Consider the following 26,653-nt stretch of genomic DNA (forward strand, 5'->3'; position numbering starts at 1 on the left):
GCGCTATCCAGCGCATACTTATGCCCATTCATTGAACATCACTTTCATCAAAAACGCGCATCCTGTCATATTTTAGGTATAATCTTGACTTCCGTTTCGCGCAGACTTTTTAGGTAAAACATGTACAAACTGATCGCTCTTGATATGGATGGCACCCTTTTAAACAGCCAAAAGCAGATTTCACCACGGACTAAACTGGCGATTGCTGAGGCACGTGAACAAGGCATTCAAGTGGTGTTGGCCTCCGGCCGCCCGATTGATGGCATGCGCAGTAAGCTTGAAGAACTGAACATCCAATCCAACGACGATTACGTGCTTTACTACAACGGGTCAATGGTCGCCAATGTCGGCACAGGCGAAATCATCTATCAACAGATTTTGGATGGTCGTAGTGCAAAAATGGTAGCGCGTTTGGCAAACGAGATGGGCGTCAATACCCATGCATTTAGCCAAATTCACGGCTTGATCACACCAAAGATCAGCCAATTTACCGAAGTCGAAGCGCAGATTAACGGCCTGACGATCACGGAAATGGACTTCGAACTGCTCGAAGACGATCACCCGATTATCAAAGCCATGATTGTTGCCGAACCTGAGCTGCTCACTCGCACGATTGAAAGCCTACCCGCGGAACTGCATGAACAATACACCATTGTGCAAAGTGCCCCATTCTTCCTTGAATTCCTCAACACGAAAAGTAATAAAGGCGTCGGTGTCAAAGCGATTGCTGACCACCTCAACATTCCGGCCAGTCAGGTGATATGTATGGGCGATGCTGAAAACGATCACCACATGCTGAACTATGCTGGCCTAGGCATTGCGATGGCAAATGCGATGGAAGAAACCAAGCGCATTGCCGATTACATTACGTTGAGCAACGATGAAGATGGTGTTGCTGTAGCCATCGAAAAGTTTGCGCTCAACAAAACACCCTGTGACGCGTAAACACATAGACTTCAGATCAAAAAGGCGGCCTATGGCCGCCTTTTTACTTGGATTCATTTCTGACTTGATTGGATGTCCAAAGCGCGACGCGGCTATTTCTCGTAGCCTTGTCCCAGCACACGTTGTTGCGCTTGCAGCAACGCGTACTCTTGGGTGCCTTGAGGGATCAAAACGCACACGCGAAGCTGCGCTTGACTCGCTTGCTGTAGGCGTTCACTCAATTCGGCGGCACTGGAAAAGTGTTCACGTTCTGCGTCGCGACGGCACAAATCAATAAATTCAAACGGGCATGAACGCGCATGCAAGACCAGTTCGGCCTGTTGCATGTAACGCAGTGCTTTCAGCGGCAGAAGCTCAACATCCTGGCCAAATTCAACCCACGTCACTTCACCACGTTCATCCAACGGCTTATCGAGCGCTTTAATATAAATCTTCTCGAGGCTTTCACGATCTTTGGCATTTTTAACTTCGGTTTCTGCGAAAAACAGCTCCCAAAATTTGCGACGTAGATCAACTGTCGGCAAAAATTCTTTAATTGAGTTGCGTTTTGACGCTCCGAAATCAGCCAATAATCCTAGGTTTTGTGGCAGGACCGCTTCCAAGGTTTCACGGACGTTGCGAATCAGTACCGGAGACGCGCCACCACTGGAGATCGCCAGTTGAATTCGACCTCGTTCAATCATCGAAGGCGTGATGAAATCACAGTAAGGTTGGTCGTCCACCACATTGACTAAAATACCAAGTTTTTTTGCATCCTTATGCACTTGATGATTGAGTTCAGGATTGTCGGTTGTCGCCCAGACTTGCAAGTACTCCTTTGTGAGCAATTGCGAGGAGTAAAAGTTCTGTATCCATTGGCATTTGCGGTCATCCACATAGGATTGAAGAGTCGAGGCAATTTGTGGTGATACAATGGTCACTTTCGCACCAGCACGCAGCAGCGCATCAATCTTGCGGCACGCTACCTCTCCTCCGCCAACAACGAGCACAGGTTTATTTGTTAAATCCAGAAACAGAGGAAAGTATCGCATTTTATTTTGTTCACAATCTAAATAACTATGCGTTTCATGCTACCAAAAAAGGTGCAATGAAATCACTAGCTAAGGTGGATGAAATAATTAATCACCGAATTTAAGCGGATGATCAGCATTTTATATTGAATTACCATGCCGACACCAAGTGTTAATATTAAGTTAACAGTCAATAGTACTTCGACCGTTCTGTTGCACTATTCGTGTGCCTAGTTGCACTATTTACAATCGCGTAACATTTGGCCATTCTAACAACAGCTTAGGTTTGGCTTCTCAAACGAAAATCTTTTTAAATTATATATTTGAGAAAACTTTAATCCTTTCCTACGCTTATAAACGGTTGATTTGTAAACGTGCGATTGAGCCCAAATACAACCGAAACTAATAATAAAACACAACATTTTCTGAACCTTGGATCAGGCATCACTGATCAAATATGGATCATACAGGAAGGATACAAATGGCAAATAAACTAACACTTCTTGCTTCCGTCGTAGCGGCATCGACTGCCCTGATGGCAAACTCAGCATCTGCTGCGGATAGCACCCTAGACAAAGTGTTGTCACAAGGTTTTCTGACTTGTGGCGTGAGTACTGGTCTACCGGGCTTCTCGAACCCGAACGCAAAAGGCGAATGGGAAGGGATTGATGTGGAATATTGCCAAGCGCTCGCGGCTGCAGTTCTTGGTGACAAAACTAAAGTGAAATACGTACCTCTCACCGCGAAAGAACGCTTTACTGCCCTGCAGTCAGGCGAAATTGATGTGTTGTCTCGTAACACCACTTGGACACTCCACCGCGACAGCGCGCTGGGTCTGAACTTCGTTGGTGTGAACTACTACGACGGCCAGGGCTTCATGGTTAAGAAAGATCTTGGCATTTCAAGTGCGAAAGAACTGGATGGCGCATCCGTATGTGTTCAATCGGGCACCACCACTGAGCTCAACCTTGCAGACTACTTCCGTAACAATGGCATGAGCTACAAGCCGGTCGTATTCGATACTGCGGCGCAAACATCGAAAGGTTTCGATGCAGGTCGTTGTGATGTGCTGACCACGGACCAATCGGGTCTTTACGCGCTGCGTCTGAACTTGGAAAAACCAGATTCAGCAGTCGTACTACCAGAAATCATCTCAAAAGAACCGCTTGGCCCGGTTGTTCGCCAGGACGACGACAAGTGGTTTAACGTCGCGAAATGGACTCTATTTGCGATGGTCAACGCAGAAGAGTATGGCATCACGTCGAAGAATGCTGACGAAATGCTGAAATCAGACAACCCAGAAGTGAAGCGTATCCTTGGTGTTGACGGTCCAAAGGGCAAAGGCCTTGGCATTCGTGACGATTGGGGCTACCAAATCGTGAAACAAGTGGGTAACTACGGTGAAAGCTTTGAGCGTACCGTTGGTAAAGGTTCGCCTCTGCAAATTTCTCGTGGCGTGAACGCGCTGTGGAATGCGGGCGGCTTTATGTACGCTCCACCTATCCGTTAATAAAGACTGATAAAAATGGGCGGTTTCGGCCGCCCTTTGTCAAAAATGGATAAGAGGTTATCGCTGTATGAAACCTACGAATACTGCTGTGCAAAAGACCGCGAGCGCTGCTCCGTCGAAAGGCACAAGTTTATTTTACAATCCCACCTTTCGTTCAGTTGTCTTTCAGCTGATCGCTATTGCCGCTCTGGTTTTTTTCTTCTACACCATCATTAATAACGCCCTGACAAATCTGGAATCGCGAGGTATCGCGACCGGTTTTGATTTCCTCGATCAACCTGCCGGTTTTGGGATTGGCCTGACCTTGATCGACTACAACGAAACGTACTCTTACGGGCGAACGTTCGTTGTCGGCTTACTGAACACCGCTTTGGTGTCAGTCTTGGGCATTATTTTGGCGACGATGATCGGCTTCGTGCTGGGCATTGCACGCCTATCATCTAACTGGTTAGTTAGCCGTCTCGCGGCGGTGTATATCGAAACGTTCCGTAATATCCCACTTCTGCTTCAGATCTTCTTCTGGTACTTCGCCGTGCTACAAGCGCTGCCGTCACCACGTGAGAGTATGAGCTTAGGCGAAGCGGTCTTTTTGAACGTTCGTGGTTTGTTCTTCCCGGCGCCGGTCTTCGAACCTGGATCCAGTGTGGTTCTAATTGCTTTCGTGGCAGGCGTTATCGCCTCGATCGTGATCAATATCTGGGCCAATAACAAGCAACGCCTCACCGGTCAACAAACGCCGATGGGACGTATTGTTCTGGTGCTGTGTGTGGGTCTACCGCTGATTGTCTATTTCATCATGGGGATGCCGATTTCGGCGCAATACCCCGAGTTGAAAGGTTTCAACTTCCGCGGTGGTATCAGCATCATTCCTGAACTGGCGGCCCTGCTGCTCGCGTTGAGTGTCTACACGGCCGCCTTCATCGCAGAGATTGTTCGTTCCGGGATCAATGCCGTAAGCCATGGTCAGACAGAAGCGGCGATGTCGCTTGGCCTGCCGCGCTCGAAAACATTGAAGCTGGTGGTCATTCCTCAAGCGCTGCGCATCATCATTCCGCCATTGACCAGTCAATACCTGAACCTGACCAAAAACTCATCGCTTGCGATGGCCATTGGTTATCCGGATCTGGTGTCGGTCTTCGCGGGAACCACGCTGAACCAAACGGGTCAGGCAATCGAAATCATTGCCATGACCATGGGGGTTTATCTGGCTCTGAGTTTGATTACCTCAGCATTGATGAACCTGTATAACCGTAAAGTTGCATTGGTGGAGAGATAAGATGAAAACGCATCAGTTTCAACCCAGTCTGCCGCCACCAGCAAACACAACCGGCGTGGTCGGCTGGCTCCGTAAAAATCTGTTTAACAGCCCTTTAAACTCTGTCGTAACATTGATCTTGGCCTACATTGCCTTTTCAGCCATCTGGCATGTGCTGGACTGGGCCATCATCAAAGCAGACTGGGTGGGGGCCACTCGTGATGCCTGTACTCGTGATGGTGCTTGTTGGGTCTTTATCAGCGTGCGTTGGGAACAGTTCATGTACGGCTTCTACCCACAAGCTGAGTTATGGCGCCCTCGCATCTTCTTTGCCACATTGGCGATTTTCATTGCGCTCTTGGCGTATGAACGCACGCCAAAACGCACGTGGATCTGGCTGTTCTTTGTCAACATCTATCCGTTCCTGATGGCAGGCCTGCTGTATGGCGGCGTGTTTGGACTGGAGGTGGTGTCTACCCATAAATGGGGTGGCTTGTTGGTGACATTGATCATCGCGCTGGTCGGTATTGTGGTTTCGCTGCCGATTGGGGTCGCACTGGCATTGGGCCGTCGTTCAGACATGCCTGTCATTCGCAGCCTCTGTACCGTGTACATTGAAGTGTGGCGTGGCGTGCCTTTGATTACCGTGCTGTTCATGGCGTCGGTGATGTTGCCGCTGTTTCTCTCCGAAGGTTCAGAAACCGATAAGCTACTGCGCGCCCTGATTGGTGTGGTGATGTTCAGTGCCGCTTATATGGCGGAGGTGATTCGTGGTGGTTTGCAAGCCATTCCGAAAGGTCAGTACGAAGCTGCCGATGCGCTTGGCCTGAGCTATTGGAAGAAAATGGGGCTGATCATTCTGCCTCAAGCGCTAAAAATCACGATTCCGTCTATCGTGAACACCTTCATTGGTCTGTTTAAAGATACCAGCTTGGTGCTCATCATCGGTATGTTTGATGTGTTGGGTATCGGCCAGGCTGCAAACACCGACCCGGAATGGTTAGGGTTTGCAACCGAGAGTTATGTATTTGTCGCGTTAGTGTTCTGGGTGTTCTGTTTCGGCATGTCGAGATATTCGATCTGGCTTGAACGCAAACTCCACACCGGCCACAAACGATAAGCAATCTTTCAAGGAACGTATTATGACGCAACAAAATTCAAGCGAACTCATGATTCAGATTAAGGACATGAACAAGTGGTACGGTGAGTTTCACGTACTAAAAAACATCAATCTAGACGTCAAAAAAGGTGAGCGAATCGTTATCTGTGGCCCATCCGGTTCGGGTAAATCCACCATGATTCGCTGCATCAACCGTCTGGAAGAGCATCAAAAAGGCCAGATCGTCGTGTCAGGCAATGAACTGACGGAAGATCTGAAAAACATCGAAGCCGTTCGCCGTGAAGTGGGGATGTGTTTTCAGCACTTTAACCTCTTCCCTCACCTAACGGTTTTGGAAAACTGCACACTGGCACCGATTTGGGTGAAAAAGATGCCGAAAGAGGAAGCCGAAGCGATTGCTATGAAGTACCTGCAACGCGTGAAGATTCCTGATCAGGCAGACAAATACCCAGGTCAGTTGTCCGGTGGTCAGCAACAACGTGTGGCGATTGCGCGTTCATTGTGCATGAACCCGCAGGTCATGTTGTTTGATGAACCGACTTCAGCGCTCGACCCAGAAATGGTGCGTGAAGTGCTTGATGTAATGGTCGAGTTGGCGGAAGAAGGCATGACCATGTTGTGTGTGACGCACGAAATGGGCTTTGCCAAAGAGGTGGCTGACCGGGTGATCTTCATGGATGCCGGGGAAATTATCGAGGAGAACAATCCAAAAGATTTCTTCGAAAACCCGCAGTCTGACCGCACTCAGGCCTTTTTGGCGCAGATTCTGCACCACTAATGCAGGCCAATTCACTCATCAAAGAGGCGATTTATCGCCTCTTTTCTTTTGCAGAACGCTTGAAAAGCGCCCAATCGCTTGGGCATTCATCACCTTTATGCACATGGATTTAAACAAATATTTCCGCTTAACTTCAAAAAGCTTAGAATATTCATACAATTAGTGTGTTAGCATTCACCAAAACGGAAATATTGTGTTACAACTTGCTCACACATGAGCGACCATTTTTTGATTATTATTTCCAGTAATTGGTATTGGAAGAGGCTTGAAATAAGGAACTTTTGGCCTCATAAATGTCCATATAACTATCAACACCTTTCTATGAGGAAGAGTATGAACAGTCCTATGTATTCACGCACCTCGTCTTATGACAGTGCTCTACAAACAAACAAAGTGCTGCGTAACACGTATGCACTGCTTTCAATGACACTGCTTTGGTCTGCGGTTGTGGCTGGTATCTCGATGGCGATGAACCTTCCTCGTCCGGGCCTGATCATCATGCTGGTAGGTTTCTACGGTCTGCTATTTTTGACTGAAAAGAACCGTAACAACAGCATGGGCCTTGTCTTTACGTTCCTGTTTACCGGTTTCTTGGGTTACACCATTGGTCCAATCCTCAACATGTACATCGGTGCAGGGATGGGTGATGTGGTACTAACCGCGCTTGGCGGTACGGCTCTGGCGTTCATGGGTGCATCCGCATACGCACTGACCACAAAACGTGACCTGTCATTCCTAGGTGGTCTGCTGATGGCAGGCTTTGTGGTTCTGCTGATCGGTATGGTGGCGAACATCTTCCTGCAAATGCCAATGCTGTACTTGGCAATGAGCGGTATGTTCGTGCTGTTCTCAACTGGCGCAATCTTGCTGACTACTCAGCAAATTGTTCGCGGTGGTGAAACCAACTACATCTCGGCAACCATCACACTGTACGTGTCTATCTACAACCTGTTCATCAGCCTGCTGAGCATTCTCGGCGTGATGCGCGACGATTAATTCGCTCGCTTCAGGTGACGATTCTAAGCCCGAAAGCCTCGCTTTCGGGCTTTTTCGTTGTTGCGACACACGCAATACTCCTTGAGCAAACGCCAGAGCTTCGCTACCCTTAGCGCAAACTGACGATTGGACAATAAAGATGTTTGAATACAACGGCAAATCGATTGAAACCGACGCACAAGGCTACTTGTTGGACTACACCTTGTGGGAAGAAGGAATGATTGACATGCTTGCCAAGGAAGAAGGCCTGACTCTAACGGATGCTCACTTGGAAGTGGTGCTTTTCGTGCGTAACTTCTACGAAGAATTTAAAACGTCACCGGCGATTCGCATGCTTGTGAAAGCCATGGAAAAAGAGCACGGTCCAGAAAAAGGCAACAGCAAATACCTGTTTAAACTGTTCCCGAAAGGCCCAGCGAAACAAGCCACCAAGCTGGCAGGCCTGCCAAAACCGGCCAAGTGCCTATAACGCTTTACTCGTCATCCTGTAAGCGTCCAGCTTACAGGATTTCAAACCTGCGATAATGCTTGTTGGTGATACATTCCAAACGTTCCACGTGATTGACCGATGCCGTTCTTGGCCCCTCTTTGAGCCATTCATGCAGCGCGTCGACTTGGTCGGGTTCCCCGCATGCAATTACTTCCACATCGCCGCTCGACAAGTTTTTTGCATACCCCGTTAAGCTCAGCGTTAATCCTTGATGCGCCGTGTGATAACGAAACCCCACCCCTTGCACCACGCCCGACACAATAAACTTATCGCATTTGATCGACATCTCATTCCCTTCCTGTTCCGATGTTGAAGCCTCATGGTGATTCGACAACAACCATTTCCTGAGTTCCCTAAACATATGCGCACCACTTGCTCGCCTTGACCCTAAATCACCTTTACCAAGGATAGACAATTTTCACATCAAGCACTGTGAGCGCAAGACCAAGACTATTTTCCCGCGGCGTTTGCTTTTCTGGCTGAGTTCCATGAAAATACCCGCCCATTTCTATTAATCATTTGAGTAACGCAATGACTCCTGCAATCTATCTGGTCAAAGGTCGTGAGAAATCTTTACGCCGCAAACATCCTTGGGTGTTTTCTCGTGGTATCGGCAAAATCGAAGGCGAACCCAACTTAGGTGACACCGTTGATGTATATACCCACGATGGCCAATGGCTTGCGAAAGCGGCATACTCACCGCATTCTCAAATTCGTGCGCGAGTATGGAGCTTTGAAAAAGAAGCCATCGACACCGCGTTCTTCGTGAAACGTATTCAACAAGCGCAACTACTCCGCGACGATCTGATTGTACGTGACGGGCTAACGGGTTACCGCTTGATCGCCGCAGAATCTGACGGCCTGCCGGGCATTACGATCGACAAATACCAAGATTTTCTGGTGTGTCAATTGCTGAGCGCAGGTGCTGAATGCCAAAAAGACGTGCTGGTTGAAGCACTGAAACAATGTTTCCCAACATGCAGCATCTACGAACGTTCTGATGTTGCCGTCCGTAAAAAAGAAGGGTTGGAAGAGCGCGTTGGCGTTCTGCATGGCGAAGCGCCACCAAAATCAGTCGTGATTGAAGAAAATGGCGTAAAAATCAGTGTCGATATCGTGGGCGGCCACAAAACCGGTTTCTACCTCGACCAACGCGACAGCCGTTTCCAGTCGATGAAATACGTGAAAGATAAAGACGTATTGAACTGCTTCTCATACACCGGCGGTTTTGGCCTGTACGCCCTCAAAGGCGGCGCAAAACGAGTCATCAACGCAGATGTCTCACAACCCGCGCTGGATACTGCGAAGTTCAACGCAGAACTGAACGAATTCGATATTTCGAAAAAACGCGCCGTGTTTCTCAATGCAGACGTATTCAAACTGCTGCGTGAATACCGCGACCAAGGCACCAAGTTTGATGTGGTGATCATGGATCCACCCAAGTTCGCAGAGTCGAAAGCGCAGCTTAATGGTGCATGCCGAGGCTACAAAGACATCAACATGCTGGCGATGCAAATCCTCAATCCCGGTGGCACGCTGCTGACCTATTCATGTTCAGGTTTGATGGATCAAGTGTTGTTCCAGAAAATCATTGCCGATGCAGCGCTGGACGCGGGCCGCGATGTGAAATTCGTGGAACGTTTTGAACAAGCAGCCGATCACCCGACAGACACGGCATATCCAGAAGGGTTTTACCTCAAAGGTTTCGCTTGTAAAGTGCTGTAATCATTTTTCAAAAGGCTTCCCCAAGGGAAGCCTTTTTTCTTTCACGAATGCATGTAACCGCATGTGCAATCAAGCGCATTTTTAGTGCAGTAACTCCAAAATAGTGCATTGAAAACAAACATTTTTGTGCAGCCAGTCCCCGACTTTCGCTTTCCATGACACTTTTATGACAACCCTGTTCACGTGCCAGACCAGATGTAACAAGGTGTGACCTCGAGAGCACACGCAAAATGAGTATCTGCTGATAAATATGGCATAAAGCTTGCGATTTGAATGATGATTTCTTACAACGAAAAGGATCATTCAATGAGAAAAACAGTACTAGGCGCGTTATTTATCAGCGGCTTAATCTTCCTTCCAACCGCAAACGCAGCCACACAATTTAAACCCGAACACGTTTCCGTCGAGAAAGAAATTAAACCGGGACCGAACGTGTTTGTGATCGATCAAAGCTGGGCGGGCTCCAGCACCATCACCGTGCTCGGCGCCGACAATTTTGGCGTCAAAGGGAACATCTCCACCGGTTTGATTGCCCAGTTTGGCCTGTCAAAGGACAAAAAATCGCTCTATACCGCGTCGGTCTATCCCAAACGAATCGTATGGGGCGACATCGATGCGGTGGTGCAAAAATTCACGGTCAACTCGCTGAGTTTAGAAAAAGAGCTCACCTCATCTCCAAAAATGGCGCAATCCGCCGCATACGTGAACTCATTCCAAACCTCAGCCAGCGACAAATACGCCTTTGTCCAAAATGCAACGCCCGCGGCTTCAGTGTCTATCGTTGATATCGCCAGTGGGAAAGAACTCCTAGAAATTCCGACACCGGGTTGCTGGGGGATCTACGCCTCGCAAGAGGACAACAAGTTCAGCGCCGCTTGTGGCGACGGCACTTTTTCCACGTACGTCATTGCCAAAGATGGCAAGAACTACACCGCGCATAAAAGTGAAAAGATTTTCGATACCGATGACGATGCGCTATTCATCACCGCACAACGCGACGGTAGCAAGCTGATGTTCACCTCGTTCAAAGGCAACATGTACGTGCTCAGCGACAGCGGCGACACAGTGAAACTTGAAGATAAGTTCAGCTTTACCAAAGACATCGACGGCGGCTGGCTACCTGGCGGCTACGAAGTGATGGGCTACAACCAACCCAACAAATTGATGTTCGTGGCCATGCACCCGAACGGTAAAGAAGGTAGCCACAAAGACGGTGCGCAAGAGATCTGGGGCGTCAACATGGACACACACCAAGTGGTGACGCGTATTGAAGCGGAAGAACCGATTTCGTTGGCAGTCTCTCAAACCCAAACGCCAGACGTATTTGCGCTGACCGATTTCGGCACCGTGGTCAAATACACCTTCAACGGCAGCACGTTTGAAGGCAGCAAAGTCGATGAAGTCGAAGAGATGGGCAGTTTCACACAAATGCTGATGGTGGATTACTGAGATGAGCACATCCTGGATAACCCAATATCACTTGACCCTCATGACCTTCTTCGTGTTGGTGTTTATTCAGGCCGCACTGCACAAGGGATCGGATTTGCGTCGTTTCTCGGGGTACATCAGCCAGTATTCACGCCACTTTGAGCCACGCGCTTACCCGCTTGCCGTACTGCTGTTGGTGTGTGAAATCGCGGCGGTCGCTCTAAGCATCACACCGGCAACCAATGCCGTGGGCGAAGGGTTGATGTTACTGCTGCTCATCGGCTATACGCTCGCCATGAGCCTTCAGCTTAGAAGTGGTCAACGAGAAATCGACTGCGGCTGCGGCGGCACACCGATTGTGGTGTCGCGCCGGACATTGATGCGTAATGCCACCCTCATTGTGCTGGCCGGTTCGATGTTGTTGACGGCCAATCAACCAATCACCAGCTTGAGTCTGGCCTTGGCGATTGGCGGTGGCGTGTTGCTCTGGTTTGGGTATTACCTGCTGGAACAACTGATGCACAACCATGATTTGATTCTGAAGATTGCTCAACACGATCAGGAAAAGGACGTCTAATGAATACTGTATTACTGTTTGCAGTCGGCTTTCTCGCTGTACTTGTCGCACTGCTGTTTATCGCGTTTATCGCGCTCTCTCGCCAAGTTGGGATTCTGTTTGAGCGAATTTCACCGGTCGGGGCCATGATCAACAACAACGGGCCGCAACTGGGTGAAACGCCCAAACCCATGACACTTATATCGCTCAACCAAGGCGAAATCACCTTGGGCGGCGCACAGGCAAAAAGTACGCTGGTGCTGTTTGTCTCGCCCTCCTGCCCGATTTGTAAAGTGCTGCTGCCTCTCATCAACAGCCTACAAAAAGCCGAAACGCGCTGGCTCAATGTGGTGCTGGCCAGTGATGGCGATGAAGCGGCACAACGCGCACTGATTGCCCAACACAAATTGGATGCGATTCCATACGTGCTCTCCCAAGAGTTGGGTGTGGCGTATCGCGTCGCCAAACTGCCCTTCTCTGTTCTCATGGATGAACAAGGACAGATCGTGTCAAAAGGCCTGATCAACAGCCGAGAACAGTTGGAAAGCCTGTTCAACGCCAAAGAGAGCGGCTTTGAATCACTACAAGATTTTTCACAAAAACAGACCATGACGGTTAATCACTAAGCAGGAGACAGTAACAATGAAAAAATTCAGCGACATGTTATTGAATGCCATGGACAGGCTCTCAGAGAAAACCGTCCGTCATTCCGCACGCCAAATTGGCCGCCGTAACTTCCTCGCCAAAGCGGGTGTATTTATCGTCGGGACCGGCATGATGCCATTGCTGCCCTTCGACCGCTCAGCGGGCAAAGTGTTTGCAGCCGAAGGCCCCGGCGATGACGTGAACAGTTGTGACTACTGGCGCCATTGTGCGCTTGATGGCAACTTGTGTTCCTCATCCGGGGGGAGCGAAACCACCTGTCCTCCGGGTTCTGAAGCGTCCAAAGTGGCGTGGGTAGGCACCTGTCTCAACCCGAACGACAACAAAAACTATCTGGTCTCGTACAACGACTGCTGTGGTAAAGCCACGGTGAACAGTTCGGTGGCGTGTCTGAATAGCGAACGAGAGCGCCCGGGGTATCGCATGGGTCTGCACAATGACATCAACTGGTGCATGGCCAACACCAACAAAGGCTATCACTGCACCGTGGCCGCATTGGTGGGGTTGGCGAATGAATAAACGCGCCGCTTCTCTGTTATTTGCATGTATGGCGCTTGGCACTCACTATTCGGTGAGTGCCGAATCGGGTCAGGATAAGTTTGTCACCAACTGTTCTGGCTGCCATGGAATGGACGCCAAAGGCATCATCGGTCTCGCTCCGCCACTGGAAAATCCGGAACTCTGGAATCGTTTGGGCGACAAACGCGATCAATACATCGCGGGGGTCGTCACCGGTGGAATGAGTGGCAAGATTGAGTCTTTAGGCAACAGCTATCAAGGATTCGCTATGCCTCCACAAAGTTTTCTCGATACTGCGGATCTCGTCGACATCACGCACTACGTGCTGAATGACATCAACCACCTGACTGGCGGTCCGAATGCCACCCTGATCGACCAATACAAAGAGAATCCACTCTCGCATCAGGATCTGCATCAACTGCGTGACGGAGATTAAGGAATGAAGACTACGCTTGACCGTCGTTGGGTACGAAGCGTTTTCCTAACCTTCGCCCTGTTGAACGGAGCGGCGTATGCCGTGCCTAATACGCCTCAACAGAACTACATCCTCAAATGTTCCGGCTGCCATGACATGGATGGCTCTGGCTCCGAACCCGGAGGCATCCCGCCACTGCCCGGCTACCTCGGTGCATTTATGGATGATGAACAAGGCCGAGTCTATTTAATGAACGTCCCCGGCGTGATTGCTTCCGGACTCAACAATCACGACCTTGCGGTATTGATGAATTACCTCAATGACAAATGGGGCGACAAAGCCAATGCCAGACCTTACTCTGCCGAAGAGATTGCGCAGATTCGTGCTGCGCCACTGGAAGATGTGGTGAAATATCGCCGAGAAATCGTCAAGCGCTTCAATGAGCAAGGCATCGCAACAGGGTCATACCCTTGGCCTTAACCCACAAAGCCCGCATTATGCGGGCTTTATTATTCATGTTTACGGACAGAAAGCTGCGACGACCGGCTGTGTTCGTCGTTACTTGGCCGGAATCTCCAATTGCCAATAACCGACGGAAAGCCAACGCTCAAATTTATATCCGACCTGACTGAACTCGCCCACTTTGCGAAAGCCAAGGCTTTCGTGCAGACCGATACTCGCCCCATTGGGTAAAGCGATAACGCCCAAAACATTGCGGATCCCGAGGTCTTTTAGCTTACTGAGCAACATCTGATAAATCGCTCGCCCCCACCCTTGCCCCTTGGCTTGTGGTGAAAGATAGATGGAAGGTTCGACGGTAAAGCGATAAGCGCTGCGGGTGTTCCATTGTCCGGCATAAGCGTAGCCAACTACCGTACCTTCGTGTGCAACGACCAACCATGGCAATCCGGCCGCGCGAATTTTATTCACCCTTTCGCCCATATCACTCACGCTGATCGGATCTTCTTCAAAGGTTATTGTCGTCTGTTCGATGTAACGATTATAAATCTCGGTAATTGTTACGATATCAACGTCCTGAATGTCGCGTATTTCCATCGCCTTTCCTTTGCTTTATCAATGCAATCTGATGACTGCCTTTGTCAATCTAACGTAACCGTGCGCAAAGAGTAAACAATACAGCGTTGAACTGATAAAAAAATCCCCCGGGCTAGCCGAGGGATTGGGTCATATCATCCTATGGACTTAGATAAGGTCAAAACGGTCTGCGTTCATCACCTTGGTCCAAGCAGCCACGAAGTCTTTCACAAACTTCTCTTGGTTGTCGTCCTGTGCGTACACTTCCGCGTATGAGCGCAGGATGGAGTTCGAACCGAACACCAAGTCAACACGAGTGGCTGTCCACTTGGTCGCACCGCTGTGGCGGTCAACAATATCGTACTTGTTGCGACCTGTTGGCTTCCAGCTGTACGCCATGTCCGTTAGGTTGACGAAGAAATCATTGGTCAGCGCGCCAACGCGGTCGGTAAAGACGCCGTGTGCACTGTCGCCGTGGTTGGTCCCAAGGACACGCAAACCACCCACCAATACCGTCATTTCAGGTGCAGTCAGGCCCATCAGTTGAGCACGATCCAACATCATCTCTTCCGGTTTCACCACGTAGTCTTTTTTCTGCCAGTTGCGGAAGCCATCAGCCAGAGGTTCCAGCACCTCAAACGACTCTACATCCGTCATCGCTGCCGTTGCATCACCGCGACCTGCGCTAAATGGAACGGTTACGTTGAAACCAGCCGCTTGAATGGCTTGTTCAACACCGACGTTACCGGCCAGTACAATGGTGTCGGCGACGCTGATACCCGCGTCAGCGGCAATCTTCTCAAGCACAGCAAGCACTTTCGCAAGTTTCGCAGGCTCGTTCCCTTCCCAATCTTTTTGCGGCGCCAAACGAATACGAGCACCGTTTGCACCACCACGATTGTCGGAACCACGGAATGTCCGTGCGCTGTCCCATGCCGTTGACACCATCTCACTGATGCTCAGGCCGCTGGCTGCGATTGCCGCTTTCACTGCATCCACATCGTAATCACTGCGACCCGCAGGAATTGGATCTTGCCAAATCAAATCTTCAGCTGGCACATCTGGGCCCACGTAACGTGCTTTCGGACCTAAGTCACGGTGAGTCAGTTTGAACCATGCACGGGCGAAGACTTCTTCGAAGTAAGCTTGGTCTTTGTAGAAACGCTCGGAGATCTTGCGGTATTCAGGATCCACTTTCAGCGCCATATCCGCATCAGTCATCATTGGGTTGTAACGGGTTTTACCGTCTTCAACGTCAACCGGTTTGTCTTCTTCTGCGATATCGACTGGTTCCCACTGCCATGCGCCTGCTGGGCTCTTGGTCAGTGCCCATTCGTGCTCAAGCAGCATCTTGAAGAAACCGTTATCCCACTGTGTTGGATGCGTCGTCCACGCACCTTCCAAGCCACTGGTTACAGTGTTACGACCGATACCGCGTGATTTGTGGTTAATCCAACCTAGGCCTTGCTCTTCAACGTCTGCGCCTTCTGGATCAGGACCAAGCTCTGCCGCGTTGCCGTTACCGTGCGTTTTACCCACCGTGTGGCCACCAGCAGTCAGTGCAACCGTTTCTTCATCATTCATCGCCATACGAGCGAACGTCACGCGCATGTCGTGTGCCGTTTTCAGTGGATCTGGGTTGCCATCTACGCCCTCTGGGTTCACGTAAATCAAGCCCATCATCACGGCTGCGAGTGGGTTTTCCAAGTCACGTTCACCGGAGTAACGTGTGCCTGCGCTGCCACTTGGTGCCAACCACTCTTTTTCAGAACCCCAGTACGTGTCTTTCTCTGGGTGCCAAATATCTTCGCGGCCAAAGCCGAAACCGAAGGTTTTCAGGCCCATGGATTCATACGCCATGTTACCAGCCAGCAGGATCAAATCCGCCCAGCTAATTTTGTTGCCGTATTTTTTCTTGAGTGGCCAAAGCAGACGACGTGCTTTGTCGAGGTTGGCGTTATCTGGCCAAGAGTTGAGTGGTGCGAAACGCTGGTTACCCGTTGCGCCGCCCCCGCGACCGTCAGTGGTACGGTAGCTACCTGCAGAGTGCCACGCCATACGAATCATCAGACCGCCGTAGTGACCCCAGTCTGCTGGCCACCATTCTTGGCTGTCGGTCATCAGTGCTTTCAGGTCTTTTTTCAGTGCGTCAACGTCGAGCGTCTTCAGCGCTTCACGGTAATTGAAGTCGGCACCGTAGGGATTGGTCTTGCTGTCATGTTGGTGCAGGATGTCGAGGTTTAGTGCGTTCGGCCACCAATCCATGTTGGAGGTACCCGCGGAAGTCATGCCGCCATGCATCACTGGGCATTTGCCTGAAGCGCTACTATCATGATTTGCCATAAAATGTCCCTTTACCTATTTTTGGTTCGAGTTGAATGAATTCGTTGATCCAAATTTGCTAATACGATGAGTTGCTTAGCAAAATATAGTGTGAATTAATGTCTACGAAAGTGAGTCTAGTCGCGAAGTAACAAATGTTCACATTATTTGTAACGATTATTTCAATAGAAAAAACCTATTAAACAAACTTTCGATGTTTCAGTCTGACCCATTGAATGATTAAATAAGTATTTAGCTTTATTAATAGTCCGTTTTACTGAACCACCTTAAAATAAAACCTCAACGCAATGCATCCCTTTCAAAACATACCAAGACAAATTGGATCAATTACTTACATTAAATAAGCTTGAAGGATGGCAATTCTGTTTGTGTCATAAAGTTGTCACCATTTAATTATACTTTCAACAAAATCATTTTTTGAATATATCCAAAATAACAATTATTAGAATGATATTTGCAACATATTTAAAACCAAAGAGCAACCCAGAAATAATACCTAAATACAACCCAACGAGCGCGCCTCATCGCGACAAATAATAACCTGCCCATGCGCGCAGGATTGAAATACATGCCTTGCGTGCAGCAAGAACACGCCATGTCCAGCATCAATGAATGTCACAAGCAGTTAAGCTTCTGAACACATCAACTGAGAGCCTGATTTAAAGCACAAAAAAGCCAGCATATCGCTGGCTTTGGATGGATAGTTTCTCGCGCTATCAGGCGGCGTGAGGTGTTTCGCCTTGTCCCTTAGGAAGGGTAACACTGACCGTTAATTCCAGCGGCTGAGGCTGGTGAAACGCCAACGTGTAACCGTGTTGCTTACAGATGTTGCTGATGATCGAAAGACCGAGCCCAAACCGTTCATCGCTGGTCCGCGAGGCATCAATCTGAAACAGAGGTAACGTGAGTTTCGCTAGCTGCTCTTGCGTGATCGGGTGCATCAATGCATTGCTGATGGTGAGTTGAAACGCCGACGGCGACTCAGTCCACCCAACCGCCACAACGCTCTCTTGCGGGCTGTAAAACATCGCGTTATCGAGCAAGTTCTTCAAAATGGTTTCGATGCTAAACCGGTCGGCGACGAAACACTCCTCACCGTCACAATGCACCGATAGACGTGCATCAATTTGCGGGTATTTGAACGTCAAGTCATGCTTCACTTGACCAAACACCCCTCGAATCGACAACGCCTGTTGCTCGGTATTGATCGATAATGACGACGTTTTTTGCAGCAGCAGCAAATTTTCCACAATCGCTTTCATGCGTTTGGCAATCGCCAGCATGTCATGTTGATAGGTTTTGCTAATGCGCTCATCTTGCGGATAACGAATGTAGACTTCGCTGAGGGTAATCATCTCCGCCAGCGGCGTTTTTAATTCATGCGCAATGTCGGCGGTAATGCGCTTCTCATTGTTGATCAAGGTACGATTGCTGCGGATGTAGCGGTTCAGCTCTTTGCGAATCGGCTCAATCTCTTCCACAGTGCGCTCAGGAATGGCCAACTCTTCCGCCAAATGTTCACTGCTGTGCAACGTTTTCAAATCTTGGTTGAGCTTTTCCAGCGGCTCCAAGCCTCGGCTAATAATGGTTTTGGTGACATAACGAATGATCATCATCGCCAAAATAAAACTGCCCACCAGCAGGCCATCAACCACCCACACCAAGCGTTCCAAGCCGCCAGACGACTCATAAATGGTGAGCGTGACCGGTAAAATTTCATGATCGTCACTCTCGGGCACAAAGTGAGATAACGTCGCTCGGCCAAACTTACCGTTGGGCATCACGGTATCAATAATGCGGTCACGGCCCAGTTTGACATCCGGCTTAATCAAATCCACGCCCGGATAAGCTTCGAGTGATTTCGAGCGTTTAAGCACCGTATCACCACGCCACAACTGAAAGAAATGTGCATCTTCATGGATGTCGTACTCTGGCATAAACCCTTCATCTGCCAGAAATTCCACGTGGTGCTCCGTCGCTCGAATCTGTGACTTCAGGTAGTTTGCTTTGTTGAGCATCGCTTGATCGAACTGCTCTTCAACCCACCCATCCAGACCAAGGTCGACCGACAAAAACACCACAAACAAGAATGCCCCGAAAACAAAGGTCACGGAGTTAATCAGGTTGCGTTCCATGGACGCAAACTGGTTGTCTTTACACAATGAACGCACCCAAGATTTCATCGTCTTCCTCCTACTGTGGCCGCTATTTTTGCGCCACATAACCAAATCCGCGCTTATTCTTCACCGGCAGTGTGCCGCCCGCGTCACGCACTTTTTTACGAATCGCAGACAGGTGCGCTTCGATGGTATTTTTCGCCACATAATCAAAGTGCCCCACCACGGCTTCGCTGATCTGCTCGACGCTCATCACACGATTGGGCGCGGCAAATAAACACTGCAATATTTTGAATTCATTGGGGGTCAAGTCGACCGTCTGCTGCTCAAAATGAAAGGTCTTGTCGACCAGATTCAAGCTGTATTCGTCCACCGTCAAAGTTTGATCGACCTGTTCCAAACTCCCGCGGCGCATAATGGTTAAGATGCGTGCGTGCAGCTCTTCAAACGAAAACGGTTTGGTGAGGTAATCATCCGCCCCTTGCAACAAGCCTTCGACCCGATCTTGCGTCTCGGTTTTGGCTGACAGAATCAGCACACGTGTCTGCTTTTTATGTTTTCGCAGCGCCTTGAGAATTTCCAACCCACTCAGGCCAGGCAGCATCAAATCAAGAATGATCACATCATATGTATTGTTGAGCGCCATGCTGAGGGCTTCCTGCCCATCGCCGGTATCATCCGTCGCAAATCCAAGGTGATTCAAGCCAACAATTAAGCTGCGGCGCAGGGTTTCGGAGTCTTCGATAATGAGTAATTTCACGGCAGGTTCTGATTTTCAGGAAAGTATGGTGACAAGCATACGTGAAATCCGCGCCAATGTGCACCCAAACGGCGCGAGCGATGCTGCGGTGGCGTGTTTCGCGCGCATAAAAAACGCCCACCGAAGTGAGCGTTTTTTCGCGATTTCGTGTGCACCGATTCGGTGGTATTAACCAATCATACGTTCGCTGTTTTCAGCCAACTCATTGAACACCACTGTCTGCGCACGTTTGAAGAAGTTGAAGTCGGTCGCTGTTGCGCTGGTATACGCGCCCATCATGCGGCCAACAATCAAATCACCGTTGTCCAGTTTTGGCAGCAGAATGTCTTCTGCAATCACGTCAATGCTGTCACACGTCGGGCCTGCCAGAACACTCGGGACGCGTTCGCCTTCTTGTTTCAACGTCACCAATGGGTATTGCGCGTCATCAAAGATCAAACCGCTGAATGAACCGTACACGCCATCATCCAAGTAGTACCACATTTGGCCGTCACGCTCAGCTTGGCCCATCACCGACGCCACACTCATCATGCACTGCGCCACAATAAAGCGGCCCGGTTCAGCAATCACTTGTACGGTTTCTGGCAATTCCGCCAACGCTTCGTTGATAGGCAGGCAGAACTGATCAATTGGCATCACTTGTTTGGTGTAGTTCACTGGGAAACCGCCACCGATGTCGAGTGTGCTCAACGCAGGCAAGCCACGCGCCACCACCTCTTCCATCACGCCTTTGCAGGTGCGAATCGCTTCCACGTATTTCTGTGGATTGGTGGTTTGAGAGCCCACGTGGAATGACAACCCTTTGATACGGATATTCCACTCTTTTGCCATTTCGATGATGTTCACCGCTTGCTCAGGAGAACAGCCGAATTTTTTCGACAGATCAGCAAACGCTTCAGAGTTACGGAAACTCAAGCGAACCAACAATTCAACCTCATCGCGGTATGCTTTGAACTTGGCTAATTCATTCAGGTTGTCCACCACAAACACGTTGCAACCGTATGCCAGTGCGTCACGAATATCGGCATCGCGTTTGATTGGGTGAGTATGAATCGTGCGCTCTGCTGGAACGCCTTCTTGTGCCACCAATTCCACTTCGCCAGTGGTTGCCAAGTCAAAGCTTGCGCCTTCTTGCAGCAACGTTCTGACCACCACTGGGTGTGGCAGCGGTTTCAAAGCAAAGTGCAGTGTCACGTTTGGCAGCGCTGCGCTCAACGCACGGTATTGCTGGCGAACGATGTCGCAATCGAGCAGCAACAAAGGCGCGCCAAACTGTTCAACGGATGATTCGATCAAATGAACGTCATCAGCAGACAGTGCTTGAGAAGTGAAAGATTGAAAATTCAGAACTGAACGAGCAGCAGCCATGGCAAACCTCCAAATATAGTGTGCACTTTTCATTGGCGTGATTTCATTCGCTGGAGATGAAAAGTGGAGCGTCAATAAAAGCGCAAACGCGCTGTCAAAGTCACTCTTGGATAGTTGCTCTATCGCCTTGCCACAAGACCTGCTGTGATGTACTCGGATTGGCTATCATCAAGAAGCGAGGCGATAGTAAGGTCATCGTTTCACGAGCGCAATAAAAAATGTGGCACTTAAAAGCAAAAGATTTTTGTGGTGAAGATTGCATTTGATGATGGATTTTTGAGGCGTTGCGACACAAGCGATCTCACTGTTGGCAAAGGAAAAACAGGCGATTTTCGACCCGCTTTTCCATCTGATTTAGACGTTTTTCTTAACGCCCTTCCGACCACACGGCGAACTCATTGCCGCTGGGCTCTTTAAAGTGAAAACGGCAGCCGCCCGGAAACTCAAAAATGGGTCGCACAATCTCACCGCCGTGTTGCGTCACTTTCGCCTGCGTCGCTTCAATCTCGCTGCTGTAAAACACCAACAACGCGCCACCGGTTTCGGTTTGGCTGCACATCGGCGCGGCAAAAAAGCCACCATCCAATCCTTGCCCAGAAAACGCGGTGTACCCTTCCCCGTAATCGACAAATGTCCAGCCAAATGCGCAGCTGAAAAATGCCTTGGTGGCCGCTAAATCGCGCGCCGCAAATTCAACGTAATTGAGTTTTTCATGTTGATTCATTGTCTGCTCCTACTTGGCATATTTTCCTGATGGCCGATCAATGGAGAACCGATCGGCGCAACGTCATCCGCGGACTGAAACGAGGCGGCGTTGACGAGAGGATTGTAGCGACGCGTGATGCATATTGCCGTGATAAGGCGCTAATCATCCAATCCCATACGGTGATTCAGCTTCCAAAGCGCGACTTTTCCATACAACCATGGGCGACATGAAGGCGATTTGAGTTACATGGCCGCGTCAATGACCACGACTGACTGGCTACGACTTACTGGCTACGACGTAGCATATTGCCCGCCATCGGAGTACAGTCAATGTATTCGTAACTTCGCTCGCTACCCCACACGGCATGCGAGCCTGCATTACAAGAGAGAATTCGTATGTTAGTGACCTTTCGCTGTAAAGCGTCCGCCAACGTCACCATGTTTGGCGACATTGCTGTACGCCTGTTGAACATGATGGGACACAGCGGCACGGTGCCCGGTGCCGTTGTTGCCAAAGATGTGCCGCATGCACTGGCGTTATTAACCACCGCGATTGAGGCGGAAAAGAAAAAAGCACAACCACAGATTGAAGAAGACGATGATGAAACCGTGGCCGAGGTTCCGGTCAGCATTGCAAATCGCGCAATTCCGCTGATTGCATTGCTAACTGCGGCGGCCAAAGAAGCGTGTGACGTGATGTGGGAAGAAGGCTGCTAACCCAACCGGGCTGATGCCAGCTCATACCCCATTAGCTCACTGCCCATTAGCTCGCTGCCCATTAGCTCGCTGCCCGCCAGCTCATCACCCACGATGAAACTGACACAAAAAAGCCCCGTCAATGCGGGGCTGATAAATAATATCGTTCGAAATCAAGCTGCGTGACGAAACCGCCAGCGCGCTTTATTTTTGGATAGTTTGAGACACCGAAATTTGCTCTTGCTGAGACATGGTGATGTGCAAATCGCGTTGCGGGAATGGAATTGACAGGCCCGCCTCTTCAATCTTGCCTTTCAACTGACGCTGAATGCTCCAGTACGTTTCCCAGTACTTGTCACTCGGACACCACGCACGCAGCTGCAGATTCACCGAGCTATCAGCCAGCATCTGCACCATCACTTGCGGCTGCGGATCGCGCATGATCGCCTCATGGCTGAGCGCCAATGCTTTCAACACTTCCAAACCGACGTCCACCGAATCGTTGTACGAAATGCCCACGGTCACTTCCATACGACGGCGATTATTGCGGCTGAAGTTCTTGATGGTCGCGCCCCACACCGTGCGGTTCGGGCTGGAGATGTACAAGCCATCGGACGTTTCGAAGACCGAGGTAAACAGGCCGATATCTCTCACGCTACCGGTGTACCCCGCAAACTCAACAAACTCGCCTTTTTTGATCGGTTTGAGGAACAAAATCATGATGCCAGCGGCAATGTTGCTGAGCGTATCTTTCAATGCCAAACCAATCGCTAAGCCCGCCGCACCGACCAAAGCGACTAAGCTGGCCGTATTCACCCCAAACAAGTCAAGGATGATCACCAAGGCCAACAAATACACCGAGTACGCCGCCACTTTCGACAGCAAACGTGCGACGATTTCATCGCTGCTGCCGACTTTCATCACGCCTTTGAACACGGCTTTACGCACAATTTTCGAGGCAATCGACGCCACCACGACGATAAAAATCGTCAGCAAGGTGTTTTTGGCAATATCTACAAGCAACGTCTGATGCGTATTGTAGAAATCGACTAATGAATCCATGAAGGTCTCCGTAATTATTTTTATAGTGAATCGTTGAGCATTTGAGCCAGTGGGAATTAACCCAAGCTGCCCATGATTAAATACAGGTTATAAGCCAGATAGAACAATACAAAAACCGCCCCTTCTTTGCGTGTGATGGTTCTTGCTTTGCCAAACTTCAGCGCCATGATCAACAACATCGCGGTGATCACCAACATCGCTGTCCAATCACGCCAGAAGATTTCAGCGCCGATATTGTTGATCGGCTCAATCACGCCAGCAATACCAATCACCGCCAACGAGTTAAACATGTTCGACCCGACCACGTTACCCACGGCGATGTCATGCTCACCTTTACGTGCCGCAGAAATCGAGGCCGCCAACTCAGGCAACGATGTTCCCAGCGCCACAATGGTCAAGCCAATCAGCAGATCACTCACGCCCAGTTGCTGCGCAATCTCGACTGCGCCCCACACCAAAATGCGCGAACTCGCCACCAGTAGCAGCAAACCGACGATCAACCAGAACGCCGCTTTGCCTTTGGTCAAGGCTGGCATTTGCACGGCTTGCTCACACTCGGATTGCAGCGCATCGCGTTTGGCTTTTAACGCACTCCAAATCGACCAGCCAATCAACCCCATGAAACCCACTAACAAAATGCTCGCTTCGATGAAGCTGACATCGTGGTTCCATAGCATGCCGCCGAGCACCAAGGTGATGATCAGAAGAATGGGTAATTCTTTACGAATGATATTGGAATGCACCGCAATCGGCGCAATCAACGCCGTAACACCCAAGATCAAGCTGATATTGACGATGTTGGAGCCCAGAGCGTTCCCCAGCGCCAACGCCGGATTGCCATCCAGCGCCGCCATAGCAGACACCACCATTTCAGGTGCGGAGGTACCAAAACCGACCACCAACATCCCAATCAGTAATGGCGGCATCCCTGCATAATTTGCACTGGCTGCAGCCCCATCAACAAACCTATCTGCACTCCAGACTAACAGACCAAAACCGACAATAATTGCCACAATCGCTAACAACATAGCTCGTTTCCTACTTTCAAACACGCTTAAAAAATGAGTCGCAACCAAGCGGCGCTATAAAAAGCCTTTGTGTTTGTTGGAAAATATTGCCTGTTGTGTGGTGAGGCTTGTGAATTCAGTATAACGCTCAATTACGCACACAGTGCGCTTGTGACCTATTTCTTCATAAACGAATTTCTTCACAAACGAATTTTTTCACAAACGAAGCACAATGAGATTGAATGTTCTGAAAGGCAGACATTTAAGATTGGTTAGCAGCGCATAAAAACTCCTGTGGTCGACAGGCAAATACACGTAAGCAAAGATCGAGGCCTGTCGTACCCAAACTTTGCTTAAGTCTTGCCAGAACACAGGAACGTGAATACCACAAGCATGAGGCTTGGAGACTGTTGATATTCACTCTTCATCACGATGAAGAAGGCTACTCCCTTAAACGCGCGCATTTAACTACGTCACCGGGGATAATGCAAGTGCTTGTTGATGGCAGCCGATAAAGCTCGGGGGGCATCACACATTGCGCAGCCAAATCAACATAGGCAGATCGGGCAAAGTAAACAGGGAACACCGACGACGATGTTCCCTGCCAAATGTTCGCAATGATCGCTTATAGTTTTTGGTTGAACTGACTGATTGCATCGACCACTTTTTGTGCGCCGCGCTGAATATCGCCCATCACCTGACCCGCTTCCGTCGACAGTTCCAACGCATCCCCCGCTTGGCTCTGACACGCGGCAATCAAATCCACCGCATCTTTGGTGCGTTTCAGGTTTTCACTCACCACCGCCACGATCTCTTCCGTGGTTTTGTTGGTGCGTGATGCCAATTGGCGCACTTCATCGGCGACCACCGCAAAGCCGCGCCCTTGCTCACCGGCTCGCGCCGCTTCAATGGCCGCATTCAATGCCAACAAGTTGGTTTGATCCGCAATGCCGCTGATGCTGTTCACCAAATCACTGATTTTCTTCGAATGCTCACTCAATGCTTCAATACCCACACTGGCCTGCTGCATTTGTTTGGCCAATCGTTCCATGGTCTCAATCGTGGTGCTCACCACTTGCTGACCTTGCGAGGTTTGTTGCCCCGTCACTTCCGACACATCAAACGCAATCTTAGCGGCATCGGCCACGGCCAATTCCTGATTCACTTGATCGGTAATCACCGTCGCGAACTTAACCACTTTATACAGCTCTCCCAAATCGTTATGAATCGGGTTGTAAGAAGCTTCCAGCCACACAATTTGGCCATAACTGTCAACACGCTTAAATCGTTCCGAAACGAACTGACCGCTGGCCAGTTTTCGCCAAAATGCTTTGTAATCCGGTGAATTCACCTCTTCCGCTTCACAAAAAATTCGGTGATGCTTGCCCGCAATTTGTTCGTTATTCGAATATCCCATGGTGCTCAGAAAGTTTTTGTTCGCACGTAAAATCGTGCCATCGAGGCTAAACTCGATCACCGCCGTCGAACGGTTCAGCGCTTTGAGCATGTCTTCATGCTCACGTGATGTGGTGATGGTGCGTGTCAACTCCGTCGCGTAAACGCTGATGCGCAGCAGCTCATTTTTGCTGTTTTTGACCGGTTGAATAATGGTGCGCAACCACGCTTCTTTATTGCCACCTTTCTTGATTTGCAGCGCGCCATTCCAGTGTTCTGCACGCGCCAGCGCTTCTTTCATGCGATGAAAATGCTCAGTATCGCGCGCTTTCTCCGGCACCAGCTCCGTGAGGTGCTTCCCCTCAACCGACTCTTTGGCCAAGCCCAGTTCCTTGTGGAAACGCGCATTGACTGACTGCACCACGCCTTTCGCATTAAGCGTGATTCTCAACATGTCTTGTTCAAGACTTTCCCGAACCTGAACCAGAGAATAAAGCTCTTCTTTAAGCTGCTGATTTTCTTTTTGAAGTGACTGATTAAAAAACATAGCTGCCCTGTGTTTATTATTGTGTGTTTAGGAAACGGAGGTGTAACGTGCCCTCACCGCTTTCGCCACGCCCTTTACCCATTATCGACCAATGCGCCTTTTGTTTGAATTTTTATTGACGCATGCGTTCGGTATATGCACGCATGACCTTATTATTGCTGAGATCCGCTCCCTTCGCTGACACAAGTTTGTGAGCGTCGATCAAAAT

Annotated in this window: 26 protein-coding genes; 15 read left to right on the forward strand and 11 right to left on the reverse strand. The window is 49.7% G+C overall.

Annotated features, from left to right (window positions below):
* Nucleotides 1-120 precede the first annotated feature (120 nt).
* Nucleotides 121-945, forward strand: coding sequence for a sugar-phosphatase (gene yidA / locus VFA_RS07310; protein ID WP_004726077.1), 825 nt, complete (start codon nt 121-123; stop codon nt 943-945).
* 92 nt (nt 946-1,037) lie between these two features.
* On the opposite strand, the gene VFA_RS07315 is transcribed toward yidA, so the two are convergent.
* Nucleotides 1,038-1,976, reverse strand: a complete 939-nt coding sequence (locus VFA_RS07315) for an NAD(P)-dependent oxidoreductase (RefSeq protein ID WP_004726078.1) — start codon at nt 1,974-1,976, stop codon at nt 1,038-1,040.
* A 460-nt stretch (nt 1,977-2,436) separates the two neighbouring features.
* On the opposite strand from VFA_RS07315, the gene VFA_RS07320 reads away from it, so the two are divergent.
* From VFA_RS07320 to VFA_RS07345, 6 genes are all read left to right on the forward strand, one after another.
* Nucleotides 2,437-3,465, forward strand: a complete 1,029-nt coding sequence (locus VFA_RS07320; RefSeq protein ID WP_004726079.1) for an amino acid ABC transporter substrate-binding protein — start codon at nt 2,437-2,439, stop codon at nt 3,463-3,465.
* A 67-nt stretch (nt 3,466-3,532) separates the two neighbouring features.
* Nucleotides 3,533-4,741 carry an amino acid ABC transporter permease gene (locus tag VFA_RS07325; protein ID WP_004726080.1) on the forward strand — a complete coding sequence of 403 codons (1,209 nt, stop codon included), beginning with the start codon at nt 3,533-3,535 and terminating at the stop codon, nt 4,739-4,741.
* 1 nt (nt 4,742) lies between these two features.
* On the forward strand, nt 4,743-5,840 hold the full coding sequence (locus VFA_RS07330) for an amino acid ABC transporter permease (RefSeq protein ID WP_004726081.1): 1,098 nt from the start codon (nt 4,743-4,745) through the stop codon (nt 5,838-5,840).
* A gap of 22 nt (nt 5,841-5,862) precedes the next feature.
* A complete protein-coding gene (locus VFA_RS07335; protein ID WP_004726082.1) occupies nt 5,863-6,618 on the forward strand; it encodes an amino acid ABC transporter ATP-binding protein in 756 nt (251 codons plus the stop codon).
* A 333-nt stretch (nt 6,619-6,951) separates the two neighbouring features.
* The gene (locus VFA_RS07340) at nt 6,952-7,614 is read left to right on the forward strand and encodes a Bax inhibitor-1/YccA family protein (protein WP_004726083.1); all 663 of its coding nucleotides are present in this window, start codon (nt 6,952-6,954) and stop codon (nt 7,612-7,614) included.
* A 139-nt stretch (nt 7,615-7,753) separates the two neighbouring features.
* Nucleotides 7,754-8,083: a TusE/DsrC/DsvC family sulfur relay protein gene (locus tag VFA_RS07345; protein ID WP_004726084.1), complete on the forward strand. Its 330-nt coding sequence runs from the start codon at nt 7,754-7,756 to the stop codon at nt 8,081-8,083.
* Nucleotides 8,084-8,114: 31 nt separating this feature from the next.
* Here VFA_RS07345 and yccX read toward each other — a convergent pair whose 3' ends face one another.
* A complete protein-coding gene (gene yccX, locus VFA_RS07350; RefSeq protein ID WP_004726085.1) occupies nt 8,115-8,390 on the reverse strand; it encodes an acylphosphatase in 276 nt (91 codons plus the stop codon).
* A gap of 245 nt (nt 8,391-8,635) precedes the next feature.
* On the opposite strand from yccX, the gene VFA_RS07355 reads away from it, so the two are divergent.
* The 7 genes from VFA_RS07355 to VFA_RS23980 all read left to right on the forward strand — a co-directional run bounded on the left by VFA_RS07355 (nt 8,636) and on the right by VFA_RS23980 (nt 13,890).
* Nucleotides 8,636-9,829 carry a class I SAM-dependent methyltransferase gene (locus VFA_RS07355; protein WP_004726086.1) on the forward strand — a complete coding sequence of 398 codons (1,194 nt, stop codon included), beginning with the start codon at nt 8,636-8,638 and terminating at the stop codon, nt 9,827-9,829.
* 306 nt (nt 9,830-10,135) lie between these two features.
* Entirely contained in the window at nt 10,136-11,278 is a 1,143-nt protein-coding gene (locus tag VFA_RS07360; protein ID WP_004726087.1) for an amine dehydrogenase large subunit, read from the forward strand.
* Nucleotide 11,279: 1 nt separating this feature from the next.
* Nucleotides 11,280-11,834, forward strand: a complete 555-nt coding sequence (locus VFA_RS07365; protein WP_232281690.1) for a MauE/DoxX family redox-associated membrane protein — start codon at nt 11,280-11,282, stop codon at nt 11,832-11,834.
* Complete coding sequence (locus tag VFA_RS07370; RefSeq protein WP_004726089.1) at nt 11,834-12,439, forward strand: thioredoxin domain-containing protein; 606 nt, start codon at nt 11,834-11,836, stop codon at nt 12,437-12,439. Before VFA_RS07365 ends, VFA_RS07370 begins: the two co-directional genes overlap by 1 nt.
* A 16-nt stretch (nt 12,440-12,455) precedes the next feature.
* A complete protein-coding gene (locus VFA_RS07375) occupies nt 12,456-12,995 on the forward strand; it encodes a methylamine dehydrogenase light chain (protein WP_004726090.1) in 540 nt (179 codons plus the stop codon).
* Nucleotides 12,988-13,431 carry a c-type cytochrome gene (locus VFA_RS07380; protein WP_232281691.1) on the forward strand — a complete coding sequence of 148 codons (444 nt, stop codon included), beginning with the start codon at nt 12,988-12,990 and terminating at the stop codon, nt 13,429-13,431. The genes VFA_RS07375 and VFA_RS07380 overlap by 8 nt, the downstream gene beginning before the upstream one ends.
* A 3-nt stretch (nt 13,432-13,434) precedes the next feature.
* Nucleotides 13,435-13,890 carry a c-type cytochrome gene (locus VFA_RS23980; RefSeq protein WP_232281692.1) on the forward strand — a complete coding sequence of 152 codons (456 nt, stop codon included), beginning with the start codon at nt 13,435-13,437 and terminating at the stop codon, nt 13,888-13,890.
* Nucleotides 13,891-13,968: 78 nt separating this feature from the next.
* On the opposite strand, the gene VFA_RS07390 is transcribed toward VFA_RS23980, so the two are convergent.
* From VFA_RS07390 to VFA_RS07420, 6 genes are all read right to left on the reverse strand, one after another.
* Nucleotides 13,969-14,466 (reverse strand): GNAT family N-acetyltransferase, encoded by a 498-nt coding sequence (locus tag VFA_RS07390; protein ID WP_004726093.1) that lies wholly within the window; start codon nt 14,464-14,466, stop codon nt 13,969-13,971.
* Between the two features lie 147 nt (nt 14,467-14,613).
* Nucleotides 14,614-16,788 (reverse strand): catalase/peroxidase HPI, encoded by a 2,175-nt coding sequence (gene katG / locus VFA_RS07395; protein ID WP_004726094.1) that lies wholly within the window; start codon nt 16,786-16,788, stop codon nt 14,614-14,616.
* A 716-nt stretch (nt 16,789-17,504) separates the two neighbouring features.
* Nucleotides 17,505-18,971, reverse strand: coding sequence for a sensor histidine kinase (locus VFA_RS07400; RefSeq protein ID WP_004726095.1), 1,467 nt, complete (start codon nt 18,969-18,971; stop codon nt 17,505-17,507).
* A 22-nt stretch (nt 18,972-18,993) separates the two neighbouring features.
* Nucleotides 18,994-19,665, reverse strand: a complete 672-nt coding sequence (locus VFA_RS07405; RefSeq protein ID WP_004726096.1) for a response regulator transcription factor — start codon at nt 19,663-19,665, stop codon at nt 18,994-18,996.
* Between the two features lie 168 nt (nt 19,666-19,833).
* On the reverse strand, nt 19,834-21,033 hold the full coding sequence (locus tag VFA_RS07415; protein ID WP_004726097.1) for a type III PLP-dependent enzyme: 1,200 nt from the start codon (nt 21,031-21,033) through the stop codon (nt 19,834-19,836).
* Between the two features lie 367 nt (nt 21,034-21,400).
* The gene (locus tag VFA_RS07420; protein WP_004726098.1) at nt 21,401-21,757 is read right to left on the reverse strand and encodes a VOC family protein; all 357 of its coding nucleotides are present in this window, start codon (nt 21,755-21,757) and stop codon (nt 21,401-21,403) included.
* Nucleotides 21,758-22,134: 377 nt separating this feature from the next.
* On the opposite strand from VFA_RS07420, the gene VFA_RS07425 reads away from it, so the two are divergent.
* The gene (locus VFA_RS07425) at nt 22,135-22,455 is read left to right on the forward strand and encodes a DUF1840 domain-containing protein (RefSeq protein WP_004726099.1); all 321 of its coding nucleotides are present in this window, start codon (nt 22,135-22,137) and stop codon (nt 22,453-22,455) included.
* Between the two features lie 183 nt (nt 22,456-22,638).
* Here VFA_RS07425 and VFA_RS07430 read toward each other — a convergent pair whose 3' ends face one another.
* From VFA_RS07430 to VFA_RS24140, 3 genes are all read right to left on the reverse strand, one after another.
* On the reverse strand, nt 22,639-23,496 hold the full coding sequence (locus VFA_RS07430) for a mechanosensitive ion channel family protein (protein WP_004726101.1): 858 nt from the start codon (nt 23,494-23,496) through the stop codon (nt 22,639-22,641).
* Nucleotides 23,497-23,552: 56 nt separating this feature from the next.
* A complete protein-coding gene (locus VFA_RS07435) occupies nt 23,553-24,524 on the reverse strand; it encodes a calcium/sodium antiporter (protein WP_004726102.1) in 972 nt (323 codons plus the stop codon).
* A 604-nt stretch (nt 24,525-25,128) separates the two neighbouring features.
* Nucleotides 25,129-26,445, reverse strand: a complete 1,317-nt coding sequence (locus VFA_RS24140) for a methyl-accepting chemotaxis protein (protein WP_004726103.1) — start codon at nt 26,443-26,445, stop codon at nt 25,129-25,131.
* Between the last annotated feature and the right edge of the window lie 208 nt (nt 26,446-26,653).

Source organism: Vibrio furnissii CIP 102972, assembly GCF_000176175.1.
Lineage (GTDB): Bacteria > Pseudomonadota > Gammaproteobacteria > Enterobacterales > Vibrionaceae > Vibrio > Vibrio furnissii.